The following is a 25681-nucleotide window of genomic DNA, read 5'->3' on the forward strand; positions in this document are numbered from 1 at the left end:
GCAGGTTGCTTACGCGTTACGCACCCGTTTGCCACTGGCCTTGCGACCCGTTCGACTTGCATGTATTAGGCCTGCCGCTAGCGTTCATCCTGAGCCAGGATCAAACTCTCCATCGTAAATAATTGTGATGAACCGAAGTTCATCTGTCTTGTTCAACCGACGACCGAAGTCGTGAAGTTGAGTTGTCTTGTGCTGACCGTTTGTCAAAGAACTTGGCGCCTGACCCGTTGGTCGAAGCGTGGTTGAGTAGTAGACTAACCGTTGTTAGTGTGTGTCTCGTTGTTTGGGAGTGCAAAGGTACGCCTTATTTCCCGATTGTCAAGTAAAAGTTGAAAAATATTTTTTGTTTGTTTTTCTTCTTTTCCTCGGTAACTGCTTGATGGTAAGTTTGTTACGACTCAGCGATCAAGTTCCCTCATTGTTTGGGAGTGCAAAGGTACGAGACTGTTTTTGGTTTGTCAAGTAAAACTGAAAATAAATTTTGCAATTGATTGTCAGGGTATTGCACGCAATGGGTTGATTGTCAGGGGCTTTCGCTTGTGGTATCAACTCATTCCCGATGTTTGGGAGTGCAAAGGTAGGTGCTTTTTGCCCCCCTGTCAAGCCCTATCCCCAAAATAATTGGCGACTTGCTAAACAGTGATTTGCAAGTCGCCAATTATCAGTGATTTAGCCATTGAAAAATGTTTAAACTTTTTTCAATAGGTGGTTCTTTTTACCCTTCGAAATGAGCACATAGCGGCCCTGTAGCCATTCGAGATCGACTGAAGAGGCAGGATCAGTAATTTTCGTTTTGTTGATACTTACCGCATTTTGTGAGATGGCTCGACGAGCTTCACCTTTCGAAGCATATATTTCGCCCCTGCTGGCGACAGATAACAGGTCTGTGATGTCTTTACTATTCGCTAATTCGTCAGCCGATACCTCCGTTTGAGGAACTCCTTCAAAAATAACGTCAAATTCATCGGTCTGGATAGAGCGCAGCGTTTCGAGCGTTGCTTTCCCAAATAGTACCTCCGACGCTTTAACGGCCAGGTTGTACCCAGCTTGCGAATGAACGCGCGTTGTCACATCTTCTGCAATTGCTTTTTGCAGTAATCTCGAATGTGGTGCTGCGTTATGCTGACGTTCCAGTTCCTCGATCTCCTCTCGTGTGAGCAGGGTGAAGACTCGAATCAGGCGGGGACAGTCGGCGTCGGTAGCGTTTAACCAGAACTGATAGAATTGGTAGGGAGATGTCATGGCAGGATCGAGCCAGACGTTCCCTCCAGCTGATTTACCAAACTTAGTCCCGTCGGCCTTCGTGATTAGCGGAGTGGTCAGTGCGAAAGCGTGGTGCTCCTCCCGAAGATCCGCCTGACCGCCTTCTTTGCGCCGAATCAGTTCCGTTCCTGTTGTAATATTTCCCCACTGATCAGAGCCACCCATTTGCAGGCGTACATTCCGGTTCTTATATAGCCAGTAGAAGTCGTATCCCTGCAGAAGCTGATACGAGAATTCCATAAACGATAAGCCGGTATCCAGCCGCTTTTTTACCGAATCCTTAGCAACCATATAATTGACAGTTATGTGCTGACCCGCTTCCCGTAGAAAATCCAGAAAGGTCATCTCTTTAAACCAGTCATAGTTGTTGACCATCTGCGCAGCGTTCGCCCCAGCGCTGAAGTCGAGGAAACGAGAAAGCTGGGTCCGGATACCTTCCTGATTGTGTCGTAGTGTTTCTTCCGACAAATAATCACGCTCCGTCGAACGCCCTGATGGGTCACCGATCATACCTGTAGCGCCACCAACCAGAGCAAATGGTTTATGGCCGGCCCGTTGCAGATGCACCAGGAGCATGACCGTGGCCAGATTGCCAATATGAAGTGACGCTGCCGTAGGATCGAAGCCAATATAGGCGGAAGTCATTTCTTTCTGAAGTTGTTCTTCAGTGCCGGGTGTCATGTCGTGCAGCATACCACGCCAGCGGAGTTCTTCGATGAAATTCATGTTTGTAAAGAGTGAAAGAGCGAGAGAGTGAAAGAGCGAGAGAGTGGTTTACAGTCATGTTTACGGACCGCTCTATCGCTCTTGCACTCTTTCGCTCTTTGAGTTCGCAAAAGTAAAATTTTATGGCAAAAGCAGGGACGAATCGCCGTAACTCAGGAAACGGTACTTATTTTCCAGCGCTTCGGCGTAGACGCGTTTCCAATCGTCGCCGATGAGGGTAGCAATCAGCAGAATTAGCGTTGAGCCGGGCTGGTGGAAGTTCGTTACAATGCCTCGGCACAACCTGACTTTATAGCCGGGTGTAATATAGATACCCGTCTGTGCTACGACGGACTCTTCGTTTTTAGTACGGAGATACGTCAGGACGGCATCTAGTGAATCGGCCACGCTCGGCTGTTGAGCCACCGGAACCTGGTAAGCATACTGCTGGTCGAGCCGAAAGGGCTCTGCTTCCTTGCGGATCAATCTGGCTCCCATCCAGTACAGACTTTCCAGCGCCCGCATGGAGGTGGTGCCAACAGCAATAATGGTGTCCTTGTGTTCAAGCAAGTGTCGAATGGTTTGCTGCGTGTATACGACCTGCTCCGTGTGCATATGGTGTTGCCTCACGTCGTCCGTTTTGATCGGTTGAAATGTACCCGCCCCCACATGCAATGTCAGGTAGTCATGGCTGATCCCGCGCTTGCTGATTGCCTCGAATACGGCAGGCGTAAAGTGCAGTCCGGCAGTGGGTGCAGCTACGGCTCCCTCCTGCTTTGAATAAATGGTTTGGTACGTATCTCTGTCGGCATCAGTTGCGTCGCGTTTGAGGTAAGGTGGCAACGGAATTTCACCCGCATACTGAACAATCTGAGCAAAGGTAAACGCGATCGGTTGCCAGCTAAGCCGAACAGCCGACTGATCATAATCGTGCCAGGAAGCCGTTAACGTAACCTCGCCGAGGGGTGTCGATAAGGTGGTTTCCAGCGTCTCGCTCGGTCGCCATCGCTTACGGTTGCCAATCATACCCTGCCAGATGGCCGAACCTGTGGCTTCCATAGCCAGTGAAATTGGTTGGTCGGCAGGGAAAGGGTTGAGCAGAAATAATTCAATGACCGCTCCCGTTGGTTTGGTGAAATGCAGTCGGGCCGGAATAACCTTCGTGTTATTGAAAACCAGAAAACTATTCTCGGGTAGCAGTTCCGGCAGATTCGAAAACTGTTGATGGCTGATGTTCCCGCCCTGATACACGAGGAGTTTTGAGGCATCGCGCCGGGCTAATGGAAAGCGCGCAATACGGTCGTCGGGAAGATCGTACTGAAACTGACTCAGCAGCAACGACTCATTCTGTTCAGTCATCTTTATCGGGCTTCATGGACAAACGAACGGGCAGCGAAACCAGCACGATAATAATGAGGGCTGTACTGAGCGGTAGCAACCAGGCATGTTCGATGGCCCGGATAGGGCGGTCAGATCGGTTAAGAAACGAAAGAACCAGCAAACCCAATCCCAGAATTGTATTGACAGAAGCGGTAAGGGCATTGAACCAGTTCTTGAAAACCTTATTCAGCTGAGGACGATCAGCCGCCCAGGCGGCCTGGTTCGGTATAGGAAGCTGGGCCGTCGGCACCTTAACGAATAACCGGGCAATAAGGTCAAGCAGCGTATTATTGACAATAAAAATGCCGATTGCCAGATAAAAAATAAACTCCCGATCGAGTGTTTGAACGGAACGGTTCAGCTCGTCGAAACGAACGGTAACCGCATCCGGATACGAAATATAGCTGCTGAATAAAGCGAATAGGAATCCGGCGATTGACACGATGCGCCAGACACGTACGAAAAAAGTACCTACTTTCATGTAAATGATTAGAATGTGCGATTTAATGGGCCATACCAACTAGCTGCTTAAATCAGGGCGCAAAGGTAAGGCTCGAACGCGGTAAATCCGTTAGCTTAGCCACTTGTTGAGCATTTAGGTTTAAGTACGTACTATGAAGATTTACACAAAAACAGGCGACAAAGGACAAACGGCGTTGATTGGTGGCCGTCGGGTAAGCAAAGCCGATTTACGGATTGATGCGTACGGTACCGTAGATGAACTTAATTCATGGATTGGACTGGTTCGTGATCAGCCCGTTAATCACGGACGAAAGGAGTTATTGAAAGAAATTCAGGACCGGCTGTTTACCATCGGGGCTGAACTGGCCACCGATCCCGAAAAAGCACCGAAGCGGGCTATGCCCGCCATTACGCCATCTGATGTCTATTTACTGGAAGAGGCCATGGACGCTATGGACGCCGAACTGCCCGAATTAAGGGCCTTCATTTTGCCCGGTGGCCATCAGGCCGTATCGTTCTGTCACCTCGCCCGAACGGTTTGCCGCCGGGCCGAACGCCTGATCATTGCCCTCAATGATACCACTGCACAAGCGGGTACCGGCGTCGACGAGTTCGTCTTGCAGTACATAAATCGCCTGTCTGACTACCTCTTCGTTCTGGGCCGTAAAATGGCACAAGAGTTGAGCACAGAAGAGGTTACCTGGCTGCCGAGAACCTAGTGTTGAGCCCGTTGCAAACCTAATTCTGTCGGACAAAGTAGTCACTAAAAAAAAGTTGTCTTGACAATTAACTTACTCAATCTAATTTTTTAGCTTTGCCACAGCCAGTTCAAAAGCGGGCTAATGTATTAACCACAAGCTGTTATGACGACGGACGTATTGCAAATTGAACTACGGAAGGCGGAACGCTCCCGTATTCAGGAGGTAGATTTTAATCACCTGCCTTTCGGAAAACATTTCTCGGATCACATGTTTGTGGCCGATTTCATAGATGGTCAGTGGCAAAATCAGACGATTGTACCGTTTGACAATTTCACGCTAAGCCCCGCTCTGTCGTCGCTGCATTATGGTCAGTCTATTTTTGAAGGCATGAAAGCGTTTAAAAACGAGGCCAACGAAGTATTTCTGTTCCGTCCTTACGCCAACTTCGAACGGATCAATGAGTCGGCCCGCCGTATGTGCATGGCTACACTGCCCGAAGAGGTGTTTATTGGTGGTCTTGAAGCGCTGCTGCGCGTGGATGCCGACTGGGTACCGGGTACACCGGACAGTTCACTGTATGTGCGTCCGTATATGTTTGCGACAGATACGTACCTGGGTGTAGCTCCGTCGAAAACGTATCGTTTCTGCATTTTTACTTGCCCCGTAGGTGCCTATTATACAAACCCACCAAAACTTAAAGTCGAGACGGAATACATTCGCTCGGCACCCGGTGGCGTTGGCTATGCCAAATGTGCGGGTAATTATGGTGGCTCGCTGTACCCGACGATGCTGGCTCAGCAACAGGGATACGACCAGCTGATCTGGACGGATGCCCGCGAGCATAAATACATTGAGGAATCGGGTACCATGAACATCATGTTCGTCATTGATGGCAAGCTGGTGACCCCGGCCACCTCCGATTCAATTCTGAAAGGTGTTACCCGGGATTCGATCTTGCAGGTTGCCCGGAGCTGGGGCATGGAGGTTGAAGAACGCCTTGTCTCTATCGACGAAATTATTGGTGCTATTGAGTCCGGTCGATTAACCGAAGCGTTCGGAGCCGGAACCGCGGTAGGGTCCTCCCCTTATTCGCTTATTGGTTACCATGGTAAAGATTACATGCTTCCTGAGTTCGCTCCCGAAGAGTCTTTTGCTGCTCGTATCAAGGATTATCTGTCCGACCTGCGCACGGGTAAAGTAGAAGACACGTTTGGCTGGATGCACCAGGTATAGATTGTACGTAACCCTTACGCAAAAGCCCCGACCAGATGGCCGGGGCTTTTGCGTTTTCAGGATTTTCCAGCTAAAAAATCCTTTTACGAAATTATCTTATTTTATGATATTATTGATTTAATACGTTATTTAGCCATACATATTCTACCTTCTTTTGCGATCAATTTTCTGCTATGTCTCGGTTCTATGTACTGATCTTTGCCTTGGCGATGTTTTACCTGACCAGTCAGGGTCAGATTCTCGTCTATCAGGAAAAGGACGGGCACATCTTTACCACCATGGACACATACGGTGCGTCCAGCGCGAATGCTACACATCACAAAATCACACAGTTGGGTAGCCCTTTTCTGACCTATCCCGTCTGGCAGGCAGGACAAGTCAGGCTAGATAGGTCCGGCAAAGTGCTTCCCTGCCAGTTGGCCTATAATCTGAATACAAACGAGGTGTTATGTCGGTTTGCCGGAGATTCGACCGTACACACCATCACTCCGGAAATGTTTACTATTGATGGCACCGAGTTTATACGAAAACGAGGTGAAATTGCCGGGATGGCTTATCAAACGTATTATTCGATCATTCATAACGGCCCAACGAAACTTCTTCGAAGTGTAAGCAGTCAATTAGATGTGTTGAATAGTGCCGAATCAATCAGCATCAGGCAGTACAAGGATCTGAATGTTAGAGACAAGTATCGGGTCATAACAAAGTACTTTATTCAGAAAGGAGAAGCCGCACCCACTCTTGTTACCCTGTCAAGAAAGTCACTTTTAGAGGCTCTTGCTGATCAGTCGGCTGGTCTGGACGCAGAAATTCCTGCCCGGCAACTGACAACAAGTGATGTTATTGATGTCCTGAATACTTATGATTCTTTGGTCGCCGTAGCCCGCAAAAACCCTCTCCACCTGAGTAAAGAGGAGGTTTTCAAACAAATTCTTCGAAATAAGATCACTTATCCAGTCTGGGCCGGCAATCAGGGAATTTACGGGCGAGTCTATGCTGGATTCGATGTCGACTCCCTGGGCCTGATCAAAAATGTGTCGATCCTCAGCCCGGATAATATTGGCTTCGGCTTTATCGCTGAAGTTAAACGGGCACTGGAAACACTGCCCAATGTCGATCCCAACTTTTGCGGCACGTATGCCCTCCCGATCGCCTTTACACTAACGAATTCTAAAGAAAACTCGGGGCCACACGCTCCCACCAATCACTTAGTCGATAACCGTCTTCAGCATCGAACCATGCTGGAAGAGGTCATCGTTCCCTTCATTATCGCTAAATCGTCGGTTATTCCCAGAGAGGTTTGGGGTTATTATAAATGAAGAGCTGCCTCGCAGCGAATCAACGCCCAGGCGGCCAAATCCATCCGTAAAAGGATAGCGCATAACTTTATCCGCCTGGGTATTGTGCGAATTCTATTTCGACGAGGCCGTTATTGCGCCTTGCGTCGGAGCGATCTTGATCGTTAAGCCGAAATCTTTACCCTTCGAAACGTCTTTTAACCGAACGGTTTCGCCTTTTTTTCCCGTCCATCCGGTGCCGCCTGCCATGGGTTTGGAAACGCCGTAGCGACTTGAAAAATAAGCGCTCAACTCCTTTTGTAGGGCCGTCACTGACTGCCGAGTGTTCAGGAACAAATCGACATCAATAGCCGACACTCTCTTATCCGTTTGATAGTAGAGTACATCAGCGGATTCGAGGTTAGTTAGTTCGACTGTGTAGCCCGTGTGCTTGGCATCGCTCTCAAACGGCTCTCCTTTTTCGGTAGCTTTGACCTTTGTAAAATCGTCGCCGAGGTTAATCCCCCGCCAATCACTATCAGGCGTCAACCCAAGCTCAGCCAGATGACCCGTTATGACCGGCGTTGAAACTGTTTCAGAACTGGTCTCCCTACTTGTTGAATCAGCCGTTTGCGCGGTCGCCTGCTGGCGACTCCGACAAGATTGCTGAACCTGCGAAACGAGTACTAGTATGATCAGTAGAGTTGTTGGCTTCATATAATTTGCAAGTATTAATATGGGAATAAAGGTACAAGTAGCCGATGATTTTACCTCACTTAACCATCTAAGCAGAAACCCTCATTCCCGTAAGCGAATTAGCCAATAGAAGCACGACCTTCTATCTGTCAACCTGTTTAGCTACGTGACGGTACGTTATCCGGCTTACTTTTTTTTGCCTGGCCGGCGGCTGTTTTTTTATCTGTTCCAGTAACTGTAATCCCGTCAGGCCATTTCCGCCCCCCCAGTGCTGTTACCTGCGTGCGTCTGCACTAACATAAGAAAAGGCAGGTCGAGTGAACGGTCAACTGTAGACGGCACCGTGTGTCATCGAACCGGATCAGGATAATTGATTACCTAGCGGCTACTTTGTGCACGAAATTTAATGAGTGGAAGACTACAACTCCTGCGCTAAATTGAAAAAGAAACCGGCTTTCCCCTGGGCGTTGATTGTTCCACTGAACCGCATCACCAGGTTGTAGAACGTTACCACATCCAGGCTCATACCCGTACCAGCCAATACTTTATTGGCCAACAGGCTTTGGTACTGTTCGGCGTAGGTACTGCTCACGTAGCCCGCATCGCCGAAAACCGTTAGGTAAGCTGAAATAGGAACTGTATTGAATTGGCGCACGTGGAGCCAGTTAAGCTGTTTTCGAACGTTAAAAAGCTGATAGCGAAGACTGTTACGCCAGATAAACGTTCGTTGCCCATCGATCACGTAAAGCTCATAACCGCGCACCATATCGGCCGAACTTCCCAACCCCCGCAGATTAAAATAGGGTTGCCGGGTAGGCCAGGTGGAACGGGCACGCAGGTTACCCGCCAGGTAGAAACGTCCGCCCAGTGACCAGTAACGAGTGGCCGATGCGGAGAGGTCCAGAAAATGAAAGTCGTCTTTTGGCAATATGCCTGATACGCCGATACCAGCCGCCACCAGCGTGCCCTGCAACGGGTACACAACATTATCGCGCCGGTCGTATCGGTAGCTGTATGACATTGCCAGAAAATGCTGCTCCGTTCGCCCATTCAGAAAATAATCCGGGTTGAGCCGGGCCAGGGTATCGGCAATGGTATTCCGGGTGTACCGCGTATCGAGCGTGTGGTAGTGGTAAAGTCCACGCCGGTGCGTTAGGGTTACCGCCCCATAAACGCGTTCCCGAAGCACGTCTTCCGATTTCGTATATACCCACTTATCAAACTGCGTCCGGTAGGGAACTTCCTTGTTGGTTACGTAACCAACATCAACGCGCAGACCAATCTTCTGGGCCAGATCAATGTAAGGCTTTGAATAAGAAAGAATTGTTCGCTGCAAAAAGCCCCGCTCAATGATAACCTGAAGTCGGTCGTTGTTGCCTGTAACGTTGCGGTAACTCAAATGAGCGCCGTAAATAACCCGACGCAAATCGCGCCCCCGGTCATACCACCATTCATTGAGATTCCGATCCGCCAGATCGAAAACGGGGTAAGCAATGAAGTACCACCGCTCTTTCATGGTGATGGTCAGATCGACCTGGGCAAGCTGCGTTGAATCGACCAGCGACGTGATCTGGGTGGTTGCATCTACCGTGATAAAGAGGGTTGTGTTGTTGATATTGCGCTGATCCCAGGCTACCCGCCCCGGCAAATCGCCCAGCCGAACGGAGTCTCCCATGCGGAGGGTCATTTCACGGAGAATAATTCGGTCGCGGGTGCGGTAGTTTCCTTTGAGGGTAATAGACCGAATAATGACTTTTCGGGTCGAGTCAGCTGTCCCGGATGCAAGAGCGGTTAAAGACGATAAGGCAAAAAATACAAGCACCGGAATCAGGATCGGCCACCTTTTCGGAATCATGCTCAAAAGTACGGCTTTTCGAAAAAATAAGACAAGAATATCTCCGTATCCTGCAAATCAGTACGTATTATTGTTGGCTCTTGACAAGGATAACCCCCGACTGTTAAATATAATACAATCCATGCAAACTGGAAACATTAAGAAACCCTCCGCTACCGCTAAACCTAATTTAAGTTTCTGGCAAATCTGGAATATGAGCTTCGGCTTTCTAGGCATTCAGTACGGTTTCGGACTGCAGCAGGCCAATATGAGTCCGATTTTTCGGTATCTGCAGGCAGACGAGGCAAACATTCCAATCCTGTGGCTGGCGGGGCCGATAACGGGTCTGATCGTTCAGCCGATTATTGGCTCGATCAGCGACCGCACCTGGTCCAACCGATGGGGGCGCCGGAAACCGTTCTTTCTGATCGGCGCTATTGTTACCAGCCTGGCGTTGTTCCTAATGCCGAATTCATCGGCGCTATGGATGGCCGCCAGTTTGATGTGGATTCTGGACACGGGTCTGAACATTACGCAGGAGCCATTCCGGGCATTTATCGGCGACAAACTCAACGACCAGCAACGTGATCTGGGGTTTGCTGTGCAGAGTTTCTTCGTCGGTTTCGGTCAGACGCTGGCGAACCTGATGCCCACCATTTTCCGGCTTCTGGGCCTGACAACAACGGCGGTAGTAGCCGCCGGCGTTATTCCCAACAGCATCAAATACCCGTTCTACATTGGTGGGCTGGCCGTATTACTTGCCGTGCTCTGGACGATATACACCACGGATGAGTACCCCCCCGACAATCTGGAAGAATTCAAGCGGGCCAAGCAGGAAAGCAGTGGCATCGGCGGAGCATTCCGGGAAATTTTTCAAGCCCTCAAGGAGATGCCTTCTACCATGAAGCAACTGTGGTGGGTTAAATTCTTTACGTGGTTTGCGTTGCCGCTGATGTGGCAGTACTTAACACTAGCAGTAGCCCGTCATGCGTTCAATGCCCCGACACCCGAGTCGCCGGGTTTTCAGGAAGGCACGGAGTGGGGCAACATCTGCTTTGCCATGTTCAATGTGGGTTGCTTCACCATTTCCTTCTTCTTACCAGCCATTGCCAACCGGATTGGCCGACGGGCGACGCACGCTGTTTTCCTGACCATCGGCGGGCTAGGCTTCCTGTCGATGTTGCTGTCGAATGACAAATACGCCTTTTTTATCGGCATGACGATGGTAGGATTGGCCTGGGGTTCTATTCTGTCCATGCCTTATGTGCTGCTCTCCAGTTCCGTTCCCGCCGAGCGGATGGGGGTTTACATGGGTATTTTCAATGGGTTTATCGTGGTGCCGCAGATTATCAATAACCTGACGGTACAGCTATTTTACCCGACGTTGCTGAAGAACGATCCCCGCAATGCACTGGCACTGGCCGGTGTCTGTCTGCTACTGGCAGCTGGTGCCTGCTTTCTGGTGAAAGAAACGAGACAGAGTGAAGAAGCGGCCTTCCCGATTGAACCAGGCGGAAATTAAGTCTAAACTTTTTCCTTTCTTTGGTCCTCTGATTGGTCAGCAGGCCGCAGGGCTATCCATGCCGGATCTTCCTGGTCAGACGATTTCGTAACTATGACGACTCCACCAAGACCTTACGCCCTCCTTGCTGTCGGCGAACTATTAGCCGATTTGATCGGCCACCATGTGTCAACCAGTTTGCTCGACGCACAGGATTTCCGGCGGTACCAGGGCGGCAGCCCGGCGAATATGGCCACAAATATGGCGCGGCTGGGCAATACAACGGCGTTGGTCGCTTGCGTAGGTGACGACAATATTGGTACCTACCTGACCCGTCAGGTTGCAGAATCGGGTGTAGATGTTCAATTCGTCACCGCCGACCCGTTGGAACCGAGCAGCATTGTGCTGGTTTCACGCACAGCGGGCACGCCCGATTTTGTGGCTTACCGCCACGCCGACTGCCAGCTTAAACCGGAACAATTGCCGGATTCCTTACTGGCGCAGGTTCAGCTGTTTCACACGACCTGCTTTGCGTTAAGCCGACAACCGGCGCAGGATACCATTGTTGATGCCGCTAAACGAGCGCGGGCCGCGGGTTGCGAAGTCAGCATTGATGCTAATTACGCACCAAGTATCTGGCCGGATCGCCAGCAGGCCTGGGGGGTTTTAAGGGATTACTGTTCAGCGGGTGCACTGGTAAAAATCAGCGAAGATGACGCCGAACGGCTCTACGGCGAACCCCAGACACCCGAACGCATTCTCAGCGATTTTCACCAGATGGGAGCGTCTATGATTTGCCTGACACTCGGCCCCAATGGTAGTCTGGTATCGTATGACAGGGGCGCCAAACAGGCCCGAATACCGGGTAAGAAGATTGATGTTGTTGATGTTACCGGTGCGGGTGATGCGTATTGGGCTGGCTTTCTGACGGCTTATCTGGATGGCTATGCGCCCGGCAACTGTGCCCACGTCGGGGCTGCGTTAGCCAAAATGAAGCTAACCCGGCAGGGACCTCTACCCGATAGAATTGACCGAAAATTGCTTTATGAACAGTTTGAATAAGCAAACAAACAGGCCACCATATAAAACGGTGGCCTGTTTGTTTGCTTAAGACTTGTTTTGACTTTTGAATGACTCGATACTCATCAACGTCTGCCAACTAGTTTTCCACTCGTTTGCTGAGTACGTAATAGTTGGCATCAATCGTCAGGGTCGTTTCATTTTTTGCAGACAGTTTCTTCCACTGAGCCGTTGGGTTTAATACGTAATAAGGTCCCGATTCACCGGCACACACTCGGACCGGCATGGCAAAACCAGCCACGCAGTTTGTCCAGCGATACTGAAACCCGCCGGCTACCGGACGGTATTCAAGCACCGGAATTTTAGTACTTCGTAAATACTGATCGAACACGGGTTTCAGCGCAAGACCCGTTTGCTGAATCATGTACTGTTCAATCTGGCTGGTCGTAACCGTCTGGTGATAGAAGGTTTTATTCATGCCACGCAGTACCTGCCGCCAGGTAGAATCGTTACCCACCAATTGCCGGATCGTATGCAGCATGTTGCCTCCTTTATAATACATATCCGACGATCCGGAGTGGTTTACGTTATAGATGCCGATAATCGGGCGGTCGTTGCGGATGTTGGCACGGCAGCCTATTACATACTGAGCACCGGCTTCTTTACCATAATAATACTCCGTAAACAGATTCTCCGAATAGTTGGTGAAGCTTTCATGTATCCACATGTCAGCCACATCTTTGTACGTGATGTTGTTGGCAAACCATTCGTGACCCGACTCGTGGATGATAATAAAATCCCAGAGTAGACCCCAGCCCGTTTGGGAAAGGTCACGACCCAGGTAGCCATTCCGAAAATGGTTACCGTACGTCACCGAACTCTGGTGCTCCATGCCGAGGTAGGGCGTTTCAACTAGCTTGTAGCCGTCTTCATAGAACGGGTACGGCCCAAACCAGTATTCAAACGCCTTCAGCATTTTTGGTACCTGCCTGAATTGCGTTCTGGCAGAATCGACATGATCGGCCAGGGCGTAATAATTTAACGCTAACGGGCCCTTCTCGCCCTGGTACTCCTCCGACCAATGCTCGTAATGGCCGATATTCAGATTGACGCCGTAGTTGTTGATCGGGTTGACCACGTACCAGTCAAACGTGCGGGTATGATCGGGATTAGTCGTTACCCGGCGCAGCCGACCGTTCGAAACGTCCATCAGATCTTCAGGAACGGTCACGCTGATAGCCATCGAGTCGGGCTCGTCGTACATATGGTCTTTACAGGGCCACCAGGCGCTGGCTCCCAAACCCTGACAAGCTGTCGCGATGAACCAGTTTCCGCTTTTATCCCGTGACCACACGAACCCACCATCCCAGGGAGGGCGTTTCGCTACGCGTGGTTTCCCGGCATAATGCACCGTTACGGCTTCGGTCTGGCCGGGCTTCTGCGGTTTCGTCAACGTTACGAAATAAGCATTGCCATCCTGCCGAACGGTAAGTGATTTACCGTCCTGCTCCACCCGTAGCACCCGCAACGGGCGCTGCAAATCAACCTGCAGCGTCTGCCCGGGTTTAAGCACCCGATACCGAATGAGGGTCGAACCACTCAGTGTACTATCGGTTGGTTGCACCCGAACCGTCAGGTGATAAAAGGCCAGATCCCACCAGGCTCGTTCGGGCGTAATAGCCCCGCGCAGGGTATCGTCGTGCGTAAATTCGTATTGCTGCGCCTGAGCCAGAACGGGCAGGGCCAGCACTAAAATTAAAGACAGGAGTCGATTCATGGGAGAAACGGCGGTTAGCGTGGACCGGGTGGGCAGTATTTCAGTAAGTAGTTGGTGTAAAGCGTTTGTAGATGCAGCGACGTTCCCGGCCCTTCGCTGATACTATGCGAACGATTCGGGTACGGCATTACCTGAAACTGCTTGTTGTACTTGACCAGTTCGTTGATCAAAACTTCTGCGTTGTCATAATGTACATTATCGTCGCCGGTACCGTGAATATAGAGCAGATTACCCCGCAGGTTCTTGGCATACGTAATTGGCGAACCCGCGATAAAGTCCTCCCGATTTTCCTGCGGCAGTCCCATGTAACGTTCCTGATAGATGTTGTCGTAGAACAGCTGGTTCCCAACGGCAGCAATCGAAATACCCGTTTTGTAGATGTCCGGATACTGGAACAGCAGGTGCAGGGTGGTCGACCCGCCCCCGCTCCATCCCCAGACCGCCACGCGGCTGGTATCGATGTAGGCATGTTGCGCGAACAGTTTTTTGGCCCCCATCGCCTGATCGCGAATGTTGAGCCGACCAATCTGCCGGTAAATTGATTTACGCCAGGCGGCCCCCTTCAGGTTTGGTGTTCCGCGGTTATCGAGCGCGACGTAGATGTACCCCGCTTTTTCCATGCCCCCCTGAAACAGCCGGTTCTGGCCGATGGAGAAATCGTCATTTACCGTGCTTCCAGCGGGCTCGCCGTATACATAGAAAACAATCGGGTATTTCCTGGTGCTATCAAAGTCCGTTGGTTTCGCCATCCAGCCATCGAGCGTTACGCCTTCGTCGGTGGTGAGTTTAAAGAAACTGACGTTCGATTTAGCAACGGGTTTCGTTCGGGCGGCAATGCTTTCCGATTCGTTAACGGCCTTATGATCGGGCAAACTAATCCACTCCCGCGACGGTGGCGTCTGGTAGTTGGTAAAGGTATGCTGGGCAAAGCGGCCATTCGATGAGATGGTGTACCCGTGCGTTCCGGCCAGCCCGGCGGGGGTTACACGCTCGGCTTTGCCTTTCCCGTCCAGACGAGTGCGGTACAGGTACCGCTGGTTGGTGTTGTCGGGTGAAGCAATAAAATAAATTTGATTGGTAGGCTCGTCAATATGGCTGATAGTGGCAATATCATACGCACCGGGTGTGAGGTTTATTTCTTTTTTACCATCTATCCCCATTCGGTACAGATGCCGCCATCCGTCTTTTTCTGATACCCAAACAAACGACTTACCGTTTTCCAGCCATTCCCACTCACTCGGGTCGTCGCGACTCCAGCGGGCTTTGCCATCAATCCAGGCTTTGTCTGTTTCCGTGTAGATAGAGGTCACGGATTGCGTTGCCGGATTGCAGATGAAAAGTTTACTCTCGTTTTGCTTCCGGTTGAGTTGCTGCACAATGACGCTGTTGGCGGCCGGAAGCCATTCCATACGAATCAGGTAATGCTGCTGTGAATCGCCGGGAATGTTGAGCCAGGTCGTCGGTGGTACGGCCTCCCGGCTACCTGATACGGATACTATTCCGATACGGGTGGGCGATGGGCTTTCACCCACTTTCGGGTATTCTACCGGCACCACATGCGAGTAGATGGAATCGGTGGTATTCAGCATCAGATAATCCCGAATCTGGGTGGCATCTACCTGCCAGTAGGCAATCTGCTTACTGTCGGGGCTCCAGCGGAAACCATCCCGGCAACCAAATTCCTCTTCGTACGCCCAGTCGAAGGTGCCATTAATACGTTTGCGTGTTCCATCCGTCGTAAGCTGGGTAATCTTACCCGTGGCAACATCCTCAACGAATAGATTATGTTCGCTCACATAACCGACGCTACGGCCATCCGGCGACAATTTAGCGTACATCAGCGACTGCGACGGGCGCTTGTTTGTGCCCGACTGGCCTAGTTGCCGGACCTGTCCACTCGCCCGGTTGATAAGGTAATAATCGCCTTTGGTATTGTACCGCCAGACGCGGGCCGTATTGGTGAAGATCAGAACCTGGGCGCTGTCGGCGGTAAAGGCGAAATCAGCAACGGGCATTGGCTGATCGCTGCCGGGCCGACGTAGTTGCTCTTTGCTCAGCAGCGTTGTTTTACGGCTGGTGCGGATATCCGTTTTAACAATTTGCCCCTGCTCCACAGCAGCGAGCGCATTGCCGTTGGCAGACCATTGCATCTGGCGGCCGGGTACCTGTGCCTGTACGCTATACGCTACCAGGCCTGCCAGCAGGGCGGGCAGAAATTTACGTGACATAAAAAAAGACGGGCTCACGGAGTGAAGTGTATGGTTGAAGTAAGCGAGCTTCAAAAATACAGCATTTTCCGGGTTCCCGCCTTTTTATAGGCTACATTAACCGTTAAACCTATTAGTTATCGGGCCGTAGAAGCCTTATTCAGATGTCTGCGTTCCTCCGCAAGTTATGTATACCAGTTGTACATCGTCAGGATTCGAGGGTTCTCGATTCTTCGGATGCGGGCAGCACAACAGGTGTGCGGTAACTGCGTACCAGAAAATAGATTCCCATTAGCACGGCCGGGATACTCAGGATTTGCCCTACGTTCAGCGGCAACGTATCTTCAAAAGGAACCTGATTTTCTTTCAGATATTCATAAAAGAAGCGCAGGCCAAAAATCCAGATCAGGAAAATTCCCAGCATACTGCCACGGGGCGTTCTTGCCTTCGCCCGGTTCCAGAACCATAACAGAATAAAAAACAGAACCAGACAGGAGAGGGATTCGTATAACTGTGCCGGATGGCGGGGAATTTTGGCGTATTCACTATTATTCATGAACACAAACGCCCAGGGCACATCGGTAGGCCGACCAACGATCTCGGAATTCATCAGGTTACCGAAACGGATACAGGCTCCGGCCAGAGCAACCACAATAACGATACGGTCTGTTACCCATAAGAACGTCTGGTTCGTTAATTGACTTTCTTTCCGGCGGGAGTATAACCACAGGCCAAGTAAAATACCAATCGCAGCTCCGTGACTAGCCAAACCCGCAAAAGGCGGGGTGATAACGGTTAGCGGATGATGAAGCAGGACTTCCGGTTCATAAAACAAAAAATGACCGATCCGGGCACCCAGAATGGTGGACACAACCATATAGATAAGCAACGTGTCGGTATCGGCAACGGGTTTGTTTTCCTTTTTGAAGATATAGCTCATGATCTGCATTCCAATCAGGAAACCCAGGGCAAAAAGGAGACCATACCAGCGAACCGAGAACGAACCGATGTGAAAAATTTCGGGATTGACTTCCCAAATAACGTATTGAAGCATACAATGAATAAGTTTCAGGTCTACCGTTTTGGGGTTACGGATATCGGATGAGTGCCAGCACATGGTGCCTTTGCCTAGCCTAAACCACAAACCCAAGATCGATGACCGATATTGGGCAAAGATAGGGATTGCGGGAAAGTTTTTGGCCGTTTTCGTGTTGATCGGTTTATGATGAAGTTAATTTTAATTGGCCTCGTTAAAGGGTACCAGGCCATTGTGTCACCTTACTTCCCGAATGCCTGCCGTTATACACCGACCTGCTCCCAATATACGGTGGAGGCCATTCGAAAATATGGTGCTCTGCGGGGTGGCTGGCTGGGACTGAAACGGATCGGTAGCTGCCATCCGTGGGGCGGTCATGGCTATGACCCGGTGCCCTGACCAGAGCCAGTCAGGCATTCTGGCTGACATTTTGGCTTGTACTCCAGATTTGCTCGATTTTTGACGAGTCGCTGACAACTACGGATTAACGACTTACGCCAATGATTGGAATTACTGCCGATAACAAACTGAAACGCCTGATTATTGTAGGCGACCGGGTCCTGATCAAACCGAAGGACCCGTCTGAGCGTACCAACAGTGGCTTGTACCTGCCGCCAACGGTACAGGAAAAAGAGCAGGTTCAATCTGGGTACGTTATAAAGGTTGGCCCGGGTTATCCGATACCGTCCGCGTCGGACGAAGAGCCCTGGAAAGAAACTGAAGAAAAAGTAAAATACATGCCTTTACAGGCACAGGAGGGCGATGTTGCACTGTATTTACAGCGTAACGCCATCGAACTGGATTACGAGGGTGAACGGTATGTTATTGTCCCGCAAGGCTCTATTCTGATGCTGGAGCGGCTGGAAGATCTGTAAACGTAACAGCAAACACTATGAGACGCTATTGGTTGATATCTTTAACAATCCTCCTTATCGGATTTACCCTTACTATGGAAAGTGTAGCGAATCAGCAGAAATCGCTTAAAGCGATATTAACCGAGAAGAAAGATCATCGGCGCGTGTTATTGATTTACGGACGCGACGATGCACAGCATTATACACTTGAACAACAGGAAGCCCTGAACGAAGTACGGGATGGTCTGGCCGAGCGCGATCTGGATGTGATCGTACTGGTATCGTCGCTGGTGATGGAGCCCGACCGCCAGTTTCTCATGCATGACTTCAAGCTGAACCCGGCCAATGGTTTTGTCGGCTGGTTGATTGGAAAAGATGGCGGCATCAAAAAGACGTACTCAAAGCCCGTTACCGCGAAAGACCTGTTCCAGACAATAGACAGCATGCCCATGCGAAAGCAGGAAAGCAAACAGTAAGATAGAAACGATCAGGCTCTATTACGGTAAAATCGACCAACACGCACGATAACTCATATTGTGCGTGTTGGTCGATTTCATTTACTGCATCACTGTTCGCCAAACTTGGCAGCTTCGGTAATACCTTTCCACGTATCCGTACGAAACGGTATAGCCGGAAAATTTTCCTGGTTGTACAAGTTCACATCGCCATTATCGTCAGCCCATCCGTAACGAACGGCAACCGGTGTCGCTACGGAATCCGCGTGAACGACGACCGAGTTACCCTGAATTTCGGCTTTAGCATAATAGAATTTCTGATCCGCGCCGGCTACTTCAAAGCCTCTCAGGTAACCGTATCTATCCTTGGCGATCAACCCGCTGCCTACATTACCGAACGTTAACGTGACCCGATTCCCGGCAACGGTCATTTTGTTGAACTGTGGCCCCCGTGAAGGTTCGTTGCCCTTCTCCCCCTCTTTACCATAAGCCACGCGCATGGCTTCGGCCGCTAAACGATTCCCGACATCCAGCTTGTTTTTGGGATGAATGTCGTTCCGTTCGCCAATATCCGATGTAACAGCCATGCCTGTGTTGGGCAACTGAAGCGTTAATGTCTGCGCTTCGCGAAGCTCGGCCCAGTTACTACCCTGTCTGCTATCGCCGTTGCCAGCATTGAAGCTGGCCAGCTGTACAAACAGGAACGGAAAATCGTACCCCCAATGCCTGCGCCAATCCTGAATCATTAAGGGGAATGTTTTGCGGTACTGATACGCCCGGCCTGCGTTCGACTCACCCTGATACCAGATGGCTCCTTCAACGGCATATGGTATCAGCGGGTTTATCATGGCATTGAACAGTTGCGTAGCGAACGTGTTTGGCCCCGGCTTATACGAGGACGCAAACACGCTGGCAACGCGGTATTTCCATTTGCCTGCCAGCGGAATGGTTAAGTTATCGTTAGCCAGTTTGAGTTGTTCAGGACGGCCCATTAGGCCACCGCTCCCGTCGGTATCCGTAACCCGAATCGCCACCACATTCCGTCCGGACTTCAGTAAGCCATCGGGTATCGCATAAGCGCGGGCTTTCCCGCCTTTTGTACTACCTACCAGCTGACCGTTTATAAATGTTGAGTCATTGTCGGCAACAGAGTCGATGTAAAGTACCATTTTCTGGTGGTTGCTCCCGTCCGGAATAACAATCTCCTGCCTGAACCAGACAACGCCATCCAGCGTCGGTAACCCACCCCATTCCCAGTCTCCAGGCATGTTCATCGTTTTCCACTCGCTGTCATTCAGCGTAGCACTGGCCCAGGTTTGTTCATCGGCGGCTGTTGGCAGACTACCCTGCTGCGCGTTGATCAATGCCTGCGTCCGGGCAGCTCCACGCTGAATAACTTCGTCGCTAGTAGCAGGGAGCTTACTGGCAACCAGCCGAAGTTCGTCGTTCTGGTTCATTGCTTCGCGGCTCGTCCAGGTTTCGGAGTGCGTGCCGCCCCAGGATGTGTTGATCAACCCAATGGGTACGTTGAGTTCTTTCTGTAATTGCTTGGCAAAAAAGTACCCAACCGCGGTAAACTGGGGGGCCGTTTCGGGTGTGCAGATACTCCAGCTTCCGTCGATATTGTCTTTTGGTGTTAAGCTGATAGCCTTCTTAACCAGCAACTGTCGAATGGTGGGATAATTGGCCACCGGAATTTCCGTTTTGGCGTTGGCGGCTGCACTCAGCGGCCACTCCATATTCGATTGCCCGGAACAAATCCATACTTCGCCCGCCAGTACGTCGTCAAATGTGACGGTATTGTTTTTTCCCTTAACCAGCAGTTGGTAAGGTCCACCCGCTTCCATCGCATCGAGGGCAACGCGCCATGTTCCATCTTTCCCCGCTTTTGTCGCTTTCGTCTGGTTATTGAGCGTTACCGTTACCTTCTCACCGGCCTCTGCCCATCCCCACACTGGCACCGGTTTTCGGCGTTGCAAGACCATGTGTGAGCCAAAAACATTGGGCAAACGCACATCAGCAAAGGCTGCCTGACTTGCTACTAGGCTTATCAGCAACGCTCCCCACATAAAGCATTTCATACGTAATCAGTCGTTAGTTGTGTCCAGAGCACAAAAGTCGAAAATTTACATTTATCCTCATGGATTTGGCAAATGTTCCCACAATGAATACATGATAAGGCTAATGAGGCAGGTGGGATCGCAAGGCAAAAAAATACGCTGGATCGACGACGGGTGTCGCTTATGAGCGATGTCAGGCCATGAGCAATGCACGGAATGTTAGTAAACCGATGGCTGTGACGTCGTGTCTTAAAACGGCCCATGGATAAGCTATCTCCTCTCCATGGGCTGTTAAGACGCGGCCTACTTTCACTGACTCGCCAATTTTGGCAACCAACTTCACCATATGGATGGATGGTTCGTGAGGACACAGCCCAACGAGAGGGATGAACCATGAAAGCAGCTCTGACCTAACGATTGTGATGACGTTACCGGATATGGGGCATTTTTCCGCGCACTTCCAGCGCGTTGGACAGATGCCGCCTGGTGGCATAGGTATAGCGCAGGGTAAAGCCATAACTCATACCGCTGCCATCGCCCAGTAACTGGGCTGTTTGCACCGATGTCCGGCTTCCGGCGACCGAATTTCCGAACTGCGTATTGGGGGTGTTTACCGCATACGTCACGTCGGTTGTGAGCGCGTCGCTCAGGCCCCAGAATTTACGGACGGCGAAACCCAAGTCGATGGCGCTGCTGAGTCGGATGTTATACTCAAGCCCCAATTCGGCCAGGGCGGTCATATTGGCGTTGGCGTGCGTTTCGCTGGTCAGACGAAGCGTATCCGGCGTTTCCCGACGACCATCGTACCGATATCCCAACAGAGAAAACCGGCCTTCCCGCTGACCACTATTCGGCACAACCCACATGCCTCCACTTAGCCAGAAACCCGACCGCAGCCAGGGTTTACTGGTTGATACAATAAGCCGTTTGCCGCGTATGACAAACGCATTCTGCTTGCTGTTGTACCGGAATGCCAGCGGGTAACTGGCGTTTATAACAGAGACTTGTGTATGAATTGGCATTCGAGCATATCCCGCTTCGAAGGCCCATCGCTCCCGATACATCCAGCCGACTACGCCCCCCCAACTAGCTTTACCCACAAGATCGCTCTGAATAAGTCCGTCAAACGAATTATCGAGCCTGGCCCGATCCGTCCGAACGAATCCTTCGAGAGACGCGTACCACCGGCTTTTAATGTAGGGGCCTCCGTAGCGGGTGAGTAACCGGTTATACTGCTGACTACGCTCCGGTAGCCGGTAATAGTCCGTAATACCCTGCCCATAAACAGGCAACACGGCGCACCCAAGTAGTACATACAGGAAGTAGCGTTTCATCATCGGGTATCGGTTAGAGCGTTTTACAAATAACGCGATAAGCATTTGTTTGTTAACCACTTACAAACATTTAATTCGTAAACGGCACTGGTTAATGCCTTTATGACTCCAATTCGGCTAATTCCGTTCGAAAAGATAGCCAAATAAGTAGAACTGCCTAGTTTGCCGTTGGCCGTAACAAAAAAAAACCAGCCGGATAGACTGGTTTTTTTGTTACGCTCCGGACCGTATTCTCAGCCGTGTTTCATAACTGGCACCGAAACTGTCATGTTATCCCAGGCAATGGCGATGCTGCTGTTTGCCGGAGTAATCGTTAATTTCTCGATGGGTGACTTGGTCATCGAAACGGGTACCTTGACCATAGCCACATCGGTACCCTTAATTTTTTCGTAATCGTAAGCCCCCCATTGGCCCAGTGTGCTATTCAGAATAACGCTCCATTCCTTATCACCGGGAATGGTGAAAAGCGTATACGTACCTGCCTTAACCATTTTACCCCCGAACATTACGTCGCTTTTGAACGTCACTTCAGTTGCTTCATTGGCGCCCGTCCGCCATACTTTACCGTATTTTTCAAGGCTGTTCGAACCGTCAGCGCCGAAAATAACCCGGCCTTTTTTAGAAGGCTGGCCATACACGACTTTAATGTTTTTGTCGGGACTTTCTACGGTTACTTTCGGGCTGGCCGGTGCTTTACCATCCTGCGCCTGTGCCCCTGATACCATGGCAAAAAGCAATGCGAAAGCAGCAATTAGATTTTTCATGTGTCTATGATTGGATTTGTGTTGAATGTACGTCTGTCTAACACCGCAAAGTAAACGATAGTTTTCCGAGATGGCACCAACAGAACGGGCAACGTCGGGCAATTTTCGCTTGTGCTACCCAATACCTTACCTTTGGTAAATCTTTAGCTTACGCGTTATCTTCCATGGCAGCCACTTATTTTAGCAGACGCAACCTTCAGTTTTTGTTGCATGAGGTCTTTAAAGCCGACGAACTGACCAAATACGAGTATTTCAGTGCTCACGACCGCGAAACTTTTATGCTTGTGCTTGATTCGGCTACTTACATTGCCGACACCCGCATGCACCCGTACCTCAGGGAAGTCGACAGAAACCAGCCGGAGCTCAAAAACGGACACATTGCCGTTCACCCAAGTATAAAAGAATTTCTGAAAGCCATGGGCGACGCGGGCCTGATCGGGGCCGGTTTTTCCGTTGAGCATGGAGGCCAGCAGCTACCGAAACTGATTAGCTCCTGCGTGACCTTTATTCTAATGGCTGCAAACAACGGGATGATGTACACCGGCCTCACCGCCGGGGCTGCCCACCTTATCACCTCCTTTGGTTCACCTGACCTGATAAACATTTACTTACCAGGCCTGCTGGCTGGCACCTGGCAGGGAACGATGGCCCTTACCGAACCACAGGCTGGGTCCTCGCTCTCCGATGTAACGACGTCGGCAACGCCCCTGACCGACAGTCAGTCCGGACCCGGCGCTTACCAGATCAAGGGGCAAAAAGTGTTTATCTCGGCGGGCGACCACGACGCGGCTGACAATATCATTCACCTGATGCTGGCGCGGATGGATGGAGCCCCTCAAGGCACAAAAGGTATTTCGCTGTTTGTCGTACCCAAGCATCGGCCCGATGGGCAGGGCGGCTTTGTCGACAATGACGTTATCTCAACGGGCGTTTACCACAAAATGGGACAGAAAGGCGTGCCAGCCATGCACCTGACCATGGGATCAAACGACAATACCATTGGCTATCTGGTGGGCGAACCCAACCAGGGCCTACGCTACATGTTCCAGATGATGAATGAAGCCCGTATCGGGGTGGGCATGACGGCAACGGGTATTTCTACAGCGGCCTACTATGCGGCTTTACAGTATGCACGGGAGCGGCCACAGAGCCGACGACTGAACACCAAGAATCAGCTCGATACGCCCCAGACGCCCATCATCAACCACCCCGACGTTCGACGGATGCTTTTATTTCAGAAAGCCGTTACGGAGGGCTCTCTCTCGCTGCTTCTGGAAGCAGCCCGGCTGTACGACATCAGCGAAGTAGCCGACGGCGAAGAAAAGGAACATGCGTTTTTGCTACTCGATTTATTGATGCCAGTAGCCAAATCTTACCCGTCCGACATGGGGGTGCAATCCGTCAGCCAAAGTCTTCAGACGTTCGGCGGCTATGGCTATACGGAAGATTTTCCGGTCGAGCAGTTGTATCGGGATATTCGCATCACTCCCATCTACGAAGGCACCTCCGGCATTCAGGCACAGGATCTGCTGGGTCGGAAGATGACCATGAAAGGCGGCAAAGCGCCCCACCTGCTGTTTGCCGAACTAACTAAGTCGATCGCCGAAGCCAGATCGTTCGATGAATTAACCCCTTACGCCGACCAGCTTGCAGCCGAACTGGTACGCATACAGGACGTGATGAGAAGTTTACTGCCCCATATGCAGAAAGGCGATATTGAACGCTATTTATCCGACGCCACGCTGTTTCTGGAGCTATTCGGAATTGTGGTCGTGGCCTGGCAATGGTTGAAACAGGCAGTAGTTGCCAAACAAGCGCTTGTGACCCTGAACCCGCAGGGCGACGACCTGATCTTCTACGAAGGCAAGATTCACACGATGAAATTTTATTTTCATTACGAAGTGCCCAAAACGCTGGGGCTGGCGGTTCGGCTGAAAGACCCCGAAGTACTGACGATTGTATCGGCCAAGGAACTAGCCCTGTAAATAGAGTCTACGGACGACTGACAAAAGACGAACACGCAAACGATCAACTAGCCTCAGGATAACCCGAAGGCGATCAGCCTATTTTTTGAGGTTTTTCAAGCTTCTAAGTTCAGAACCTTTACCTTTGCGGCTTCAATCGCCCGGGTTCGGTAATGCCGCTGATTGCCCCATCAAGTTATAAGCCGCCAATCCAGTTGTGGAACGGCCACCTGCAAACCATTATTCCCTCGCTCTTCCGCAAGGTTGAGGTCTCTTACGTCCGCGAACGCATCGAGACACCGGATGATGACTTTCTGGATCTGGACTGGTGTTATGCGGATGGCTCATCAAGCCCCCTGGTTATTCTTACGCATGGGCTTGAGGGGAGTTCAACCAGCCAATATCTGGCCGGGATGGTTCGGCATCTGGTACGACACGGCTTTACCTGTCTGGCCTGGCATTATCGCTCCTGTAGTGGCGAGATGAACCGGCAAAAGCGGTTTTACCACATTGGCGAAACCGGCGACCTACACTTCATCATTCAACATGCCCTGTCCAGGGGCTATCAAACTATTTACCTCATGGGATTCAGTGCGGGCGGCAACGTTACGCTGAAATACCTCGGAGAACAGGGCGGAGCCACGCTGAGCTCAGCCATCAAAAAAGCCGTCGTTTTTTCGGTGCCGGTCGATTTGATGGGGTCCGCCCGACGGCTCGAACAGTGGGATAGTCTGGTATATAACCACCGGTTCAACCGAACACTGAAACGGAAAGTCCTGGCAAAAGCAGCCACCATGCCGGGTGCCTTTCCAACGCAGGCCGTGCGCAAGGCACGCAGTATCCGGGAATTCGATGACCTGTTTACCGCACCCATGCATGGATTTCGGGACGTAACTGATTACTACACACGGAGTAGTTCGTTGCAGTTCATTCCAAACATTACGATTCCAACATTGATTGTGAATGCGAAGAACGATCCGTTTCTTTCCGCCGAATGTTTTCCGGAGGCTTTGGGCCGGGAACTCCCTGCCGTCTGGATGGAGTTCCCTGAACAGGGTGGCCATTGCGGATTTCCACCCCGAACGGGTGGCATTCAGGGTACGTACTGGTCGGAGGAGCGGGCGCTGGCATTTTTGACGAATCTATACTTGTAAGTGA

At 50.9% G+C, this 25681-nt stretch carries 21 protein-coding genes and 1 rRNA gene; 10 read left to right on the forward strand and 12 right to left on the reverse strand.

What is annotated here, in order from left to right:
* The 4 genes from ACYU87_RS17445 to ACYU87_RS17460 all read right to left on the reverse strand — a co-directional run.
* Positions 1-116: ribosomal RNA gene (locus tag ACYU87_RS17445) — 16S ribosomal RNA — on the reverse strand; the annotation flags it as partial.
* A gap of 571 nt (positions 117-687) precedes the next feature.
* On the reverse strand, positions 688-1989 hold the full coding sequence (tyrS, locus tag ACYU87_RS17450) for a tyrosine--tRNA ligase (protein WP_461135365.1): 1302 nt from the start codon (positions 1987-1989) through the stop codon (positions 688-690).
* 120 nt (positions 1990-2109) lie between these two features.
* Positions 2110-3327: an S-adenosylmethionine:tRNA ribosyltransferase-isomerase gene (locus ACYU87_RS17455; protein ID WP_461135366.1), complete on the reverse strand. Its 1218-nt coding sequence runs from the start codon at positions 3325-3327 to the stop codon at positions 2110-2112.
* Positions 3320-3829: a hypothetical protein gene (locus ACYU87_RS17460; protein WP_461135367.1), complete on the reverse strand. Its 510-nt coding sequence runs from the start codon at positions 3827-3829 to the stop codon at positions 3320-3322. Before ACYU87_RS17460 ends, ACYU87_RS17455 begins: the two co-directional genes overlap by 8 nt.
* Before the next feature lie 133 nt (positions 3830-3962).
* Here ACYU87_RS17460 and ACYU87_RS17465 point away from each other — a divergent pair, with 133 nt between their 5' ends.
* The 3 genes from ACYU87_RS17465 (at position 3963) to ACYU87_RS17475 (ending at position 7063) form a co-directional block, all read left to right on the forward strand.
* Complete coding sequence (locus ACYU87_RS17465) at positions 3963-4529, forward strand: cob(I)yrinic acid a,c-diamide adenosyltransferase (protein ID WP_461135368.1); 567 nt, start codon at positions 3963-3965, stop codon at positions 4527-4529.
* Positions 4530-4673: 144 nt separating this feature from the next.
* Complete coding sequence (locus tag ACYU87_RS17470) at positions 4674-5744, forward strand: branched-chain amino acid aminotransferase (protein ID WP_461135369.1); 1071 nt, start codon at positions 4674-4676, stop codon at positions 5742-5744.
* Positions 5745-5917: 173 nt separating this feature from the next.
* Complete coding sequence (locus ACYU87_RS17475) at positions 5918-7063, forward strand: hypothetical protein (RefSeq protein ID WP_461135370.1); 1146 nt, start codon at positions 5918-5920, stop codon at positions 7061-7063.
* A 93-nt stretch (positions 7064-7156) separates the two neighbouring features.
* On the opposite strand, the gene ACYU87_RS17480 is transcribed toward ACYU87_RS17475, so the two are convergent.
* Positions 7157-7738: a hypothetical protein gene (locus ACYU87_RS17480; RefSeq protein ID WP_461135371.1), complete on the reverse strand. Its 582-nt coding sequence runs from the start codon at positions 7736-7738 to the stop codon at positions 7157-7159.
* Positions 7739-8135: 397 nt separating this feature from the next.
* A complete protein-coding gene (locus ACYU87_RS17485; RefSeq protein ID WP_461135372.1) occupies positions 8136-9572 on the reverse strand; it encodes a BamA/TamA family outer membrane protein in 1437 nt (478 codons plus the stop codon).
* A gap of 121 nt (positions 9573-9693) precedes the next feature.
* On the opposite strand from ACYU87_RS17485, the gene ACYU87_RS17490 reads away from it, so the two are divergent.
* A complete protein-coding gene (locus ACYU87_RS17490; protein WP_461135373.1) occupies positions 9694-11073 on the forward strand; it encodes an MFS transporter in 1380 nt (459 codons plus the stop codon).
* Positions 11074-11166: 93 nt separating this feature from the next.
* Positions 11167-12114, forward strand: coding sequence for a carbohydrate kinase family protein (locus ACYU87_RS17495; protein WP_461135374.1), 948 nt, complete (start codon positions 11167-11169; stop codon positions 12112-12114).
* A gap of 97 nt (positions 12115-12211) precedes the next feature.
* Here the strand turns inward: ACYU87_RS17495 and ACYU87_RS17500 are convergent, their stop codons facing one another.
* The 3 genes from ACYU87_RS17500 to lgt all read right to left on the reverse strand — a co-directional run bounded on the left by ACYU87_RS17500 (position 12212) and on the right by lgt (position 17110).
* Positions 12212-13849 carry a M1 family metallopeptidase gene (locus ACYU87_RS17500; RefSeq protein ID WP_461135375.1) on the reverse strand — a complete coding sequence of 546 codons (1638 nt, stop codon included), beginning with the start codon at positions 13847-13849 and terminating at the stop codon, positions 12212-12214.
* Positions 13850-13863: 14 nt separating this feature from the next.
* Positions 13864-15999, reverse strand: a complete 2136-nt coding sequence (locus ACYU87_RS17505; protein WP_461135726.1) for a S9 family peptidase — start codon at positions 15997-15999, stop codon at positions 13864-13866.
* A 265-nt stretch (positions 16000-16264) separates the two neighbouring features.
* The gene (gene lgt / locus ACYU87_RS17510) at positions 16265-17110 is read right to left on the reverse strand and encodes a prolipoprotein diacylglyceryl transferase (RefSeq protein ID WP_461135376.1); all 846 of its coding nucleotides are present in this window, start codon (positions 17108-17110) and stop codon (positions 16265-16267) included.
* A gap of 171 nt (positions 17111-17281) precedes the next feature.
* Between lgt and yidD the strand changes: the two genes are divergently transcribed.
* The 3 genes from yidD to ACYU87_RS17525 all read left to right on the forward strand — a co-directional run bounded on the left by yidD (position 17282) and on the right by ACYU87_RS17525 (position 18422).
* Positions 17282-17491 (forward strand): membrane protein insertion efficiency factor YidD, encoded by a 210-nt coding sequence (gene yidD / locus ACYU87_RS17515; RefSeq protein ID WP_461135727.1) that lies wholly within the window; start codon positions 17282-17284, stop codon positions 17489-17491.
* 101 nt (positions 17492-17592) lie between these two features.
* On the forward strand, positions 17593-17967 hold the full coding sequence (locus ACYU87_RS17520) for a co-chaperone GroES (protein ID WP_461135377.1): 375 nt from the start codon (positions 17593-17595) through the stop codon (positions 17965-17967).
* Between the two features lie 74 nt (positions 17968-18041).
* Complete coding sequence (locus ACYU87_RS17525) at positions 18042-18422, forward strand: DUF4174 domain-containing protein (RefSeq protein WP_461135378.1); 381 nt, start codon at positions 18042-18044, stop codon at positions 18420-18422.
* Between the two features lie 89 nt (positions 18423-18511).
* Here ACYU87_RS17525 and ACYU87_RS17530 read toward each other — a convergent pair whose 3' ends face one another.
* The 3 genes from ACYU87_RS17530 to ACYU87_RS17540 form a co-directional block, all read right to left on the reverse strand.
* Positions 18512-20482, reverse strand: a complete 1971-nt coding sequence (locus ACYU87_RS17530; RefSeq protein WP_461135379.1) for a sialate O-acetylesterase — start codon at positions 20480-20482, stop codon at positions 18512-18514.
* A gap of 407 nt (positions 20483-20889) precedes the next feature.
* Complete coding sequence (locus ACYU87_RS17535; protein ID WP_461135380.1) at positions 20890-21798, reverse strand: hypothetical protein; 909 nt, start codon at positions 21796-21798, stop codon at positions 20890-20892.
* Positions 21799-22028: 230 nt separating this feature from the next.
* A complete protein-coding gene (locus ACYU87_RS17540; RefSeq protein ID WP_461135381.1) occupies positions 22029-22559 on the reverse strand; it encodes a DUF2911 domain-containing protein in 531 nt (176 codons plus the stop codon).
* Positions 22560-22723: 164 nt separating this feature from the next.
* Between ACYU87_RS17540 and ACYU87_RS17545 the strand changes: the two genes are divergently transcribed.
* A complete protein-coding gene (locus ACYU87_RS17545) occupies positions 22724-24544 on the forward strand; it encodes an acyl-CoA dehydrogenase (protein ID WP_461135382.1) in 1821 nt (606 codons plus the stop codon).
* Between the two features lie 152 nt (positions 24545-24696).
* On the forward strand, positions 24697-25677 hold the full coding sequence (locus ACYU87_RS17550) for a YheT family hydrolase (RefSeq protein ID WP_461135383.1): 981 nt from the start codon (positions 24697-24699) through the stop codon (positions 25675-25677).
* Positions 25678-25681: the final 4 nt, after the last annotated feature.

The organism is Spirosoma lituiforme (genome assembly GCF_054776635.1).

Excerpts from the sequence above, each read along its gene's own strand:
- ACYU87_RS17460 (WP_461135367.1), bottom strand. The coding sequence starts at position 3,829 with ATGAAAGTAGGTACTTTTTTCGTACGTGTCTGGCGCATCGTGTCAATC.
- ACYU87_RS17525 (WP_461135378.1), top strand. The coding sequence starts at position 18,042 with ATGGAAAGTGTAGCGAATCAGCAGAAATCGCTTAAAGCGATATTAACC.
- ACYU87_RS17475 (WP_461135370.1), top strand. The coding sequence starts at position 5,918 with ATGTCTCGGTTCTATGTACTGATCTTTGCCTTGGCGATGTTTTACCTG.
- ACYU87_RS17495 (WP_461135374.1), top strand. The coding sequence starts at position 11,167 with ATGACGACTCCACCAAGACCTTACGCCCTCCTTGCTGTCGGCGAACTA.
- ACYU87_RS17490 (WP_461135373.1), top strand. The coding sequence starts at position 9,694 with ATGCAAACTGGAAACATTAAGAAACCCTCCGCTACCGCTAAACCTAAT.
- ACYU87_RS17535 (WP_461135380.1), bottom strand. The coding sequence starts at position 21,798 with ATGATGAAACGCTACTTCCTGTATGTACTACTTGGGTGCGCCGTGTTG.
- ACYU87_RS17505 (WP_461135726.1), bottom strand. The coding sequence starts at position 15,999 with ATGCAATGGTCTGCCAACGGCAATGCGCTCGCTGCTGTGGAGCAGGGG.
- ACYU87_RS17465 (WP_461135368.1), top strand. The coding sequence starts at position 3,963 with ATGAAGATTTACACAAAAACAGGCGACAAAGGACAAACGGCGTTGATT.
- ACYU87_RS17500 (WP_461135375.1), bottom strand. The coding sequence starts at position 13,849 with ATGAATCGACTCCTGTCTTTAATTTTAGTGCTGGCCCTGCCCGTTCTG.
- ACYU87_RS17530 (WP_461135379.1), bottom strand. The coding sequence starts at position 20,482 with ATGAAATGCTTTATGTGGGGAGCGTTGCTGATAAGCCTAGTAGCAAGT.
- ACYU87_RS17455 (WP_461135366.1), bottom strand. The coding sequence starts at position 3,327 with ATGACTGAACAGAATGAGTCGTTGCTGCTGAGTCAGTTTCAGTACGAT.
- tyrS (WP_461135365.1), bottom strand. The coding sequence starts at position 1,989 with ATGAATTTCATCGAAGAACTCCGCTGGCGTGGTATGCTGCACGACATG.
- ACYU87_RS17485 (WP_461135372.1), bottom strand. The coding sequence starts at position 9,572 with ATGATTCCGAAAAGGTGGCCGATCCTGATTCCGGTGCTTGTATTTTTT.
- ACYU87_RS17545 (WP_461135382.1), top strand. The coding sequence starts at position 22,724 with ATGGCAGCCACTTATTTTAGCAGACGCAACCTTCAGTTTTTGTTGCAT.
- ACYU87_RS17480 (WP_461135371.1), bottom strand. The coding sequence starts at position 7,738 with ATGAAGCCAACAACTCTACTGATCATACTAGTACTCGTTTCGCAGGTT.
- lgt (WP_461135376.1), bottom strand. The coding sequence starts at position 17,110 with ATGCTTCAATACGTTATTTGGGAAGTCAATCCCGAAATTTTTCACATC.
- ACYU87_RS17470 (WP_461135369.1), top strand. The coding sequence starts at position 4,674 with ATGACGACGGACGTATTGCAAATTGAACTACGGAAGGCGGAACGCTCC.
- ACYU87_RS17550 (WP_461135383.1), top strand. The coding sequence starts at position 24,697 with ATGCCGCTGATTGCCCCATCAAGTTATAAGCCGCCAATCCAGTTGTGG.
- yidD (WP_461135727.1), top strand. The coding sequence starts at position 17,282 with ATGAAGTTAATTTTAATTGGCCTCGTTAAAGGGTACCAGGCCATTGTG.
- ACYU87_RS17540 (WP_461135381.1), bottom strand. The coding sequence starts at position 22,559 with ATGAAAAATCTAATTGCTGCTTTCGCATTGCTTTTTGCCATGGTATCA.
- ACYU87_RS17520 (WP_461135377.1), top strand. The coding sequence starts at position 17,593 with ATGATTGGAATTACTGCCGATAACAAACTGAAACGCCTGATTATTGTA.